3 protein-coding genes are annotated in these 8,216 nt (G+C 32.0%); all 3 read right to left on the reverse strand.

The window, feature by feature from the left end; translation table 11 throughout:
- Nucleotides 1-8: 8 nt before the first annotated feature.
- On the reverse strand, nt 9-3,320 hold the full coding sequence (locus ACIDC4_RS02815) for an RHS repeat domain-containing protein (RefSeq protein ID WP_412044384.1): 3,312 nt from the start codon (nt 3,318-3,320) through the stop codon (nt 9-11).
- A 422-nt stretch (nt 3,321-3,742) separates the two neighbouring features.
- Complete coding sequence (locus ACIDC4_RS02820; RefSeq protein ID WP_412044385.1) at nt 3,743-7,600, reverse strand: T9SS sorting signal type C domain-containing protein; 3,858 nt, start codon at nt 7,598-7,600, stop codon at nt 3,743-3,745.
- Nucleotides 7,601-7,785: 185 nt separating this feature from the next.
- Nucleotides 7,786-8,216 (reverse strand): T9SS sorting signal type C domain-containing protein (locus tag ACIDC4_RS02825; protein WP_488381125.1); only part of this gene is annotated, 431 nt, incomplete at its 5' end.

Consider the following 8,216-nt stretch of genomic DNA (forward strand, 5'->3'; position numbering starts at 1 on the left):
TCCCTCTATTATTGTTTATAATTGTATTCGTTTTTTCCGGCAATATTCCCATCAGCATCGATGACTTCTTTTAATCTGTTAAACCCATCATACTGATAATACATCGTATAACCTTTTGGATCTGTTATACTTGTTACCCCTATTAACGGATCATAGGTATAAGTAGTTACCATAGCATTGGGTGCAGCATCACGTAAATTGGCTAAAGCTATCCGTAATGTATTTTCTAATGCTGGTGAAGCATCTTTATTTGATGCATTTACCGCCTCTGTAATAATGCTTTGTATGCCTGTCGCATCAATTGCAGAGAAATTCTCTAGTTTTGCAATTGGATACTGATCATTATAACCCCATACATAATAAGTAGACGGACCATTTACATTTTTAAATTGCAATAATTTCCCCTTATTATTATAATGGTCAAAACTCATGACGGGTTTATAATATGATGCATAATTAGCTTCTGAAACAGTAATATCAGATTCTGTTTTATAAATTGTTTTAGGCAGATATAATCCAAAATTGTTAAAGTACTCCGTTTTTGTTGCTTGTGTTACTATATTATTTTTTAAAGTGATACTTTCTACAGGCGTTCCAATAATATTTTTGGCTGTCAAAGCGGAGTTTACACTATCAGAAAAATCAAAAGGGTATTTTACTTTTTCAATAATCTGAGTATTGTCAACATTGTATGTAGTCGATTGTATTAAATCCTTTGTATTGTATGTATAGTTAGTTTCCGTTACTATACTTTTTCCATCATCTGTTTGGAGTGTATTAGTAAGCTTGGTTTTTAGAGGCCACTCGACTTTATAATAATATCCTAAAATATCCGAATCAATTTTTTTATGGCTTATATCTCGTATTGCTTTAATAGTATTACTATAAGTAGAGGTATAATCGAATTCATCCTTTTCTACAAGAGTACGTAGCTGTCCTGCATACATTTTAAATTTTTCAATAGATTTAATTAATCCGTTTCTATAAATTAAAAACGAAGGTGAATCTGGAAAGAACTCTCCAAATTTTTCCGATTCAGGTTCGTTATAAAAATTATATTTTATAGTAGAAGTATCATCCTCCTCATCCCAGGAATATTCTTCTACCGAATGATACCCAAAGGAATATCCATTATTAAATGAAGACAACGGGGTCTTAGATTCTGATACTTGAACAGTACAACTCCCAATATAATTTGGAATTCCTATGCGTTTTCCAAAATAGTACAGCATAGGTTGAGTAAGCATTTCAAACCCATCATATCTAAATCTTCGTCGTTTTGCATCTGTTATGATTTCATTTATTCGTATTCCTCCCATCTGATAATTTGCCATAGGGTTGTAATCTTCCCGATAAAATAACCTCCAATAGGCCTGTACATTTCTTGGTGGAGTGTAGGCTATAAATTCGTAAGTACCTATACTTAAACTGATCTCTTTGTCGAGAAGTTTGATTTCACTGCCTTCGGCATAAGGACCTGAATCATAGACGCGGGGGCAACTATAAGTATAAAGAGTAGTTGCAGATGGGCTTATTTTTCTTAGTCTTCCTAAAGGATTGTTAGTAATATTATAATCATAATATGGATCTATCTGACCAGTCGAACTTTCCATACTACAAGTCATTTTTAATGTTGTAGGTGTCTTAATTTGAAACGTGTGAACATAAGAAGACGGATAAACCTCCGGGTAAGGATTTATACTGAAAAAATTATAAACAGGTATATCTTTAATAGTACTATTAAAGATTGTTAATGGTTCATATGTTGCACCTTCAAAATAACCACTAGTAGTTAAATGAGGTTCATATTTGTATTCTTCTGTTCCTCCTGTTGGATAAGTGATTTTTTTTAATGTTCCAATAATTGCCTTATCAAAATTGGCATCTTTCTTTACACCGGAATAACTTATATTAGAAAATTTCAATCCTATTACATAATCTTCGCCATAATTTTTTCCGTTTTGAAAACCCCAATAGTCAACATTTTTTGAGTTCTTAGCAGGGAAACTGCCTTCAAAATAATCAAATTTGTGTCCGTCGTTTAAAGGTGTTATTCCTGAGTACTCTGTTACCTTATTTAATTTCAGCCTTTTAAAAACGTGTTCATATTTATTTCCCGAATAATCATTATTAAAATAGCTGTAATCAAATTTATATGATTTTATTACGGTGTTTAAGTTATTATAAATTGAGAGTATATCAAGTTTTTTACTACTGCCTTTTATATCAAATCTATCATAACAAATAAAATCAATGTGTCCAAAATCCCACTGTATTGATTTTAACCTCAAAGCTCTATTAACAATTTTTGATCTGTAATAATACGACCAGCTTTTTTCATTAAAGCGATATTTTTCACTGGATTCCTGAGTTGGCAAGTATTGCATCTCTGAATCATAAGTGAAGTTTATCTCCTTGTTGGTGTTTGTAATTATTTTACTTAAACACCAACTTGTTTTCAAAGGGTCAGGACTTTGCGGACGCGGCTGATAGTCATCTTCAGACCCACAATCTCCTGCTCGGATAAAATCCCAGCTGATATAATCGTATACAGTATCATCATATTTAGCATTGCTGGCATTTGAATTTCTATTTAGCGGAGTATTATCTAAATAATTTTCAGTAATTTCTGATTGATTATAAAAATACTGATTTCCTTCCTTATCAGTTATTTTAAAGCTAACATCTAAAGAACCCGGTATATCAATTATTTGAATTTTCAAATTATGTGATTTATCAAATAACACTGCCCCTCTGGATTTGTCCAGTATAAATTTACCACTCATACCTGGCAAGTTATAGTAAAAAATATCTGGTTCCTGATCGTATATTTGATGATATTCAAGTCCCACGAAAGCAGGACATGAATCTACTCCATCTAGACGATATTGGTTCTCTGAATTTACTGAAATATCAGGAGCATAATAATATCCCTTTTCAGACCAAGGAGAATTCACATCAAATTTGCCCTTCATAAAATCATCACTACCTTTTATAGCTCTGGATATCCTGCTTCCCACATCAAGTGACCAGCCCAAACCTACCCATGTGGCTTCCTGATCTACCCTTATTCCTGAGGCATGATAATTAAGATTGATAGGCAGTTTAAAACCATCTACGTCTATTTCGTGAAGCGGAATGCTGATATTTGGGGTACCAGTATAATAAGAAACCGGAGAATCTGCATATTTAGCAAATTCTGCAGCTTCTGGTGTCATAACACTTACGTGCGGATATGCCACGTCCTGATTTTGAGAATATAAATTCATCAAAGGATTAATTATGATCAATAGGAAAATTATTCTTTTTAGTTTTTTCATTTTTTATAGGCTTATAATTATTTACTTTCTACAGCTATCTTAATTAAATTTTATTTACTTATTATTTTAGGAAATATAAAGGCACAGCCATATAGATCAGTTATTTTATATCTATATTCTTTAATGGAGGTGGTATTTATTTGTTTTCGATCATGAACAGGGAATCGCAGAAATGAAAAAAATTATAAAATGGATTGCATTAACCGAGATAATTTCTGTATTTTTATTAACTTTATATTAACAGTATTATACCTGCTAATATAATATAAAAAAATTAAATTTTACAAGATAAAAATTACAAAAATAAAAATAAATGTAAATTATTTAAAGTAAAACATTAAACAAGCCCAATGAGTACTGTTTTGCACAAAAAACCTAATATATAATAGTGGATAAATATTTTTCAACTATATAAATAACACCTAAAACACAATTTTTCTGTTGAATATATTTTCATCTTCTAAAATCACTTTTACCAGCAAAACCTGATTTCCCGATTGCAGGTTTTGAATTTGAAGTTCTGTATTTACAACTTTCGTTTTATTATAAAGCCCCTTTCCTGTAATATCAAAAACCGTAACTTCTTTTATATTTTCTTTTGATGATACAATATTTATTGTTTTGTCTTTTACTGAAACTGAAATACTGTTTTCAAGGTTCTCAAAATCTTCACTTTCTAATGTTTTGTCAGTATCATTATATCTTAAAACAAAACGATCTGTAAAGGTTCCCGCATCGGTTGTAAAAGTGTAATTACTGGCTGTTAAGTCATGAATTTTGCCTGTTATTTTATCTTCGAGATAAATATCCTGATTACTTAAATCGCCATCCGCATGATCGATCGAAATTGTAAAATCGTCTGCAATTGTAGTGCGGTATGCCAAGGGAATTGTATCTGTGTCTATAAATGGTAACGCGCGTCCTTGAATTACAAGTTTCTTATTATCGTTTACACTATAAAAATCTGCATAAGCATTTCCGTTAAAAGTTTCGGCATCGAAACTTTCATCATAAAAATTCGTTGCTCCTTGTATATAACCTAATAGTATCTGTTTGAAGATCCCTCCTTTATTCTCAAAATTCAACCAAATCCGATGCCTTTCAACGGCAGTTTTATTAGTTTCTTTATTTTGAGCTGGTTTGAAAAAAGTAGAATTTCTTGCAGCAATTCTCATACTATTATCAAATTCTACAGTACCGGAGTTTTTACTCTTTACAAAAAAACCCTGGCCGGAAGCAATTGTTCCATCCGGAATAGTCTCATTTAATCCTAAAGCTACAGCCCTTGTTCCTACTCCGCCCAATAGATTGTATACTGCATAGTCATTTGCGTTATATTTATTATTAGTTATTGGTGTATTATGAGTCCAGAAATAAAGTGCTCCTTTTATATTGAATGCATTTTTGGTTAAAAATAGATCTGCATCAAGAGCAGAAGGATAAGGATTTCCAATTAAATTATACGTGTTTACCACACCTAAATCCGTCTTAATTTTTCCGTTATTTGGAATTCCTTTAAAAGTAACTTCAAGTTTTTCAGGTATTAAATTCGAAAAGTTGTCAGGTGCAATAATACTATATCCTCTTCCTAAACTCATAATACTACTTAGAGGGTTTTCGTATTTCCAGCTCTTTGACACATAGTCATATGAAAAAAAATAATCTAACGATGAATTTGGAGAAACATCAATTAATTTCTCACTATCAACGGGAGAAGACCAATAAGTAAAATCGAATTTTAAAATGGGTGATGATTTTCTTTTACTATAAACAATTCCTGTATTGACCATTTCATCATCATCCTGATATAAACTGGCTCTATCATTTAAAATTAAAGTGCCTAACCCCGAATAATCGAACATGATTCCTAAAGTATTTTCACTTAAAAGCGTTACTGTTTTTTCTTTATCAATACTACAACTACAAACATTCGCAGTTGTTAGACTGGGATAATCTTCTTTAAATATGAGTTCTTTTCCGCCTGACGGAAAACCATTTGACCAAGAACTTCCATTCCATATCGTTGATTCTAAACAGAGTCTTAGAAGAGCAATTCTATGTTTTACAACTCCTGAAACCGAATTAAAATCTCCTCCAATCATTAGTTTTTGATCTGATGTAAAACACATTGTGTAAACCTTACCATTTAATGTTGCCTGAAAAGAAGAATCATAATCTCCAGATTTTAATAAGCGAATTAATCGTATAGAAGGGTTACCCTTATATGTGCCCGAAAAATTCCCTCCAACCAAAATACGATCATCAGGCTGAACTAAAAGACTCAAAACATCAGCATTACTAAAACCTGTACCGGATTCAAAAGTAGTATCTAAACTACCATTGGTATTTAATCTTAAAATTCGTTTTTGAGAAACTCCATTATAGGTAACAAAAGAGCCTCCTATAATTATTTTATTATCAGATTGTAAAGCTATTGCATATACGTATTTGTCAAAACCATCCCCAACATGAAAAGAAGAATCAATAGTACCATCATAATTTAATCGAACTAAACGAGAAAATGACTGACCTCCAAAGGTGTTAAATCTTCCAGCAACAAGAATCTTCCCGTCGGGCTGATTTAAAACTGCTTCAATTATAGCATCAGCGCCAAGCCCTGCATTAAAACCCGGATCACGTGAGCCATCTTCCAGCAACCTCACTATTCTTCCCACCGGTGCATCATTATAGGTGATAAAATTTCCTGCTACAATTATTTTATTTTCTTGCATGCACAAGGCATATACTTGACTTTTAAATCCTGAACCTGTATTAAATGTATTATCAATTTCCCCATCAGGTAAAATTCGAACAACACGATTACAAGTCTTTTCATTATATTTTGTAAAATTACCTCCTAAAACAATCTTATTATCATATTGTACGACAGCTGTTTTTATTAAATTATTGGCTCCTGTTTTTCCTGAATTAAAACTATTATCTGATAAACCGTTTTCTAAAAGTCGAATTATTCTTGGCGCTAAAATGCCATTGAATTTGGTAAAGCTTCCAAATACCATCGTTTTTTTGTTCTCTAATGACAAAACTTTCTGAACAGTATTATCAAAACCAACTCCAGATGCCAAATATCCTGTATCATGTTCTCCATCTGAATTTACTTTTGCTAATCTACCTTGATTTTGGCCATCAAACACCGAAAACGAACCTCCTATATACCACGATCCGTCGGAGGTATTTGCAAAAGCGAACACAGATGCAGATCCTGGTCCTGAACCAATATCAAAATCTGTTTTAAACGTACCGTTTGAATTTAAAAACGCAACTCTATTTACCTCTTTATTGTCATAAGAGCCTTTAAAAGAGCCGCCAACCATAATATTACCAAAACTATCCATTTTGATTGTTTGAACAGCATCTGCTGAAAATCCTGTTCCGGACAAAAAATCAGTATCAGGAGTTCCATCTTCATTAATACGAATAATTCTATTTGCCGTATTGCCATTATAACTTGTAAATTTTCCACCCAAAATAATCTTGCCATCTGGTTGCTGCAACATGGCGTTGACATCATTATTAAAACCAGTTCCGATATTAAAACTAGCGTCAACGCTACCATCCTGATTTAGCCTCACAATTTTATTTGTCGCAAATCCGTTAAACTCTGTAAAATTTCCAGACAATATTATCTTTCCATTTGCTAAAACTTCAGCATTTGTAATATTTACGGCAGAACCCTTACCTGTCAAGAAAGATGTATCTAATGATCCATTGGGCAAAATACGAGCAATCCTGTTTACTGCAGTATTATTGTATTTTGTAAAACTTCCAACGATTATAATTTTACCATCGGGTTGAAGACTAATTTTATAAATAATTCCATCGGTTGCCCCTATTGATGTATTAAGTGTTGTGTCATGAGAACCATCTTCATTTAAACGAATAAGCCTTCCTGTATTACTTCCGTTGAAAACAGTAAAACTTCCGGCAATAATTATTTTTCCATCATCTTGAATATACGAATCATAGACTTTGCCTTTAAAACCCGTTCCTATACTAAAACTATTATCGATAGTACCATCTGATTCCAAACGACTTAGACAAGAAGCCGAAATACCATTGAGATTTAAATAATCCCCGCCAACAATAAGTTTATTATCTGATTGTAACGATAAAGTTCGTACTGGATTATCGAAACCGTCTCCATTTAATCCATCATCAAACGAATTAAAATTAATATCCACCTTTCCTTGTTGTGCGTACAACTCTGAATCAACAGAAACGACAGAAATAATTATTGCTAAAAGTAAGTTTTTAATCAAAACAGAAATTTTTAAATTGTAAGATTTAACTGCAATTTAAAAATTACTTCTATATTTTGCAATACCCACTTTTAGTGATATTTAGTAAAATTTTGAGTTTGTTTTTAATAAAAACTAGTTCTAAAAAAAAATCCATTCGCCGCAACGAATGGATTTTTTTATGAAGTAAATGTATTGTTTGTATATTATTGAAATATTATTTTTCTAGTCGTTGTAAAATCATTTTCTAAAGTCACTTTTACCAGTAAAACCTGATTGCTCGATGGCAGGTTTTGAACCTGAAGTTCGGTATTCGAAACTTTCGTTTTGTTGTAAAGTGTTTTTCCTGTAATATCAAAAATAGATACTTCTTTTATGTTTTCTTTTGATGAAACTATACTGATAGTTTTGTTTTTTACCGAAACTAAGATACCGTCTTCGATGTTTTCAAAATCGCCGGTTCCTAATGTTTTGTTGGTGTAACGAAGTACAAAACGATCTGTAAAAGTGCCTATTTCAGCAATAAAATTATAATCGCTAGTGTTTAAATTATGTATTGCTCCTGTTTTTTTATCCTCAAGATAAATAGTTTGCCCGTCTAATATTCCTTCTGTGTGGTCTATTGCAATAGTAAACT

Source organism: Flavobacterium sp. C3NV (assembly GCF_046825355.2).
GTDB lineage: Bacteria > Bacteroidota > Bacteroidia > Flavobacteriales > Flavobacteriaceae > Flavobacterium.

What these genes read in the sequence shown, in the direction of transcription:
- ACIDC4_RS02815 (WP_412044384.1), bottom strand. Translation starts at nt 3,320, where the DNA reads ATGAAAAAACTAAAAAGAATAATTTTCCTATTGATCATAATTAATCCT.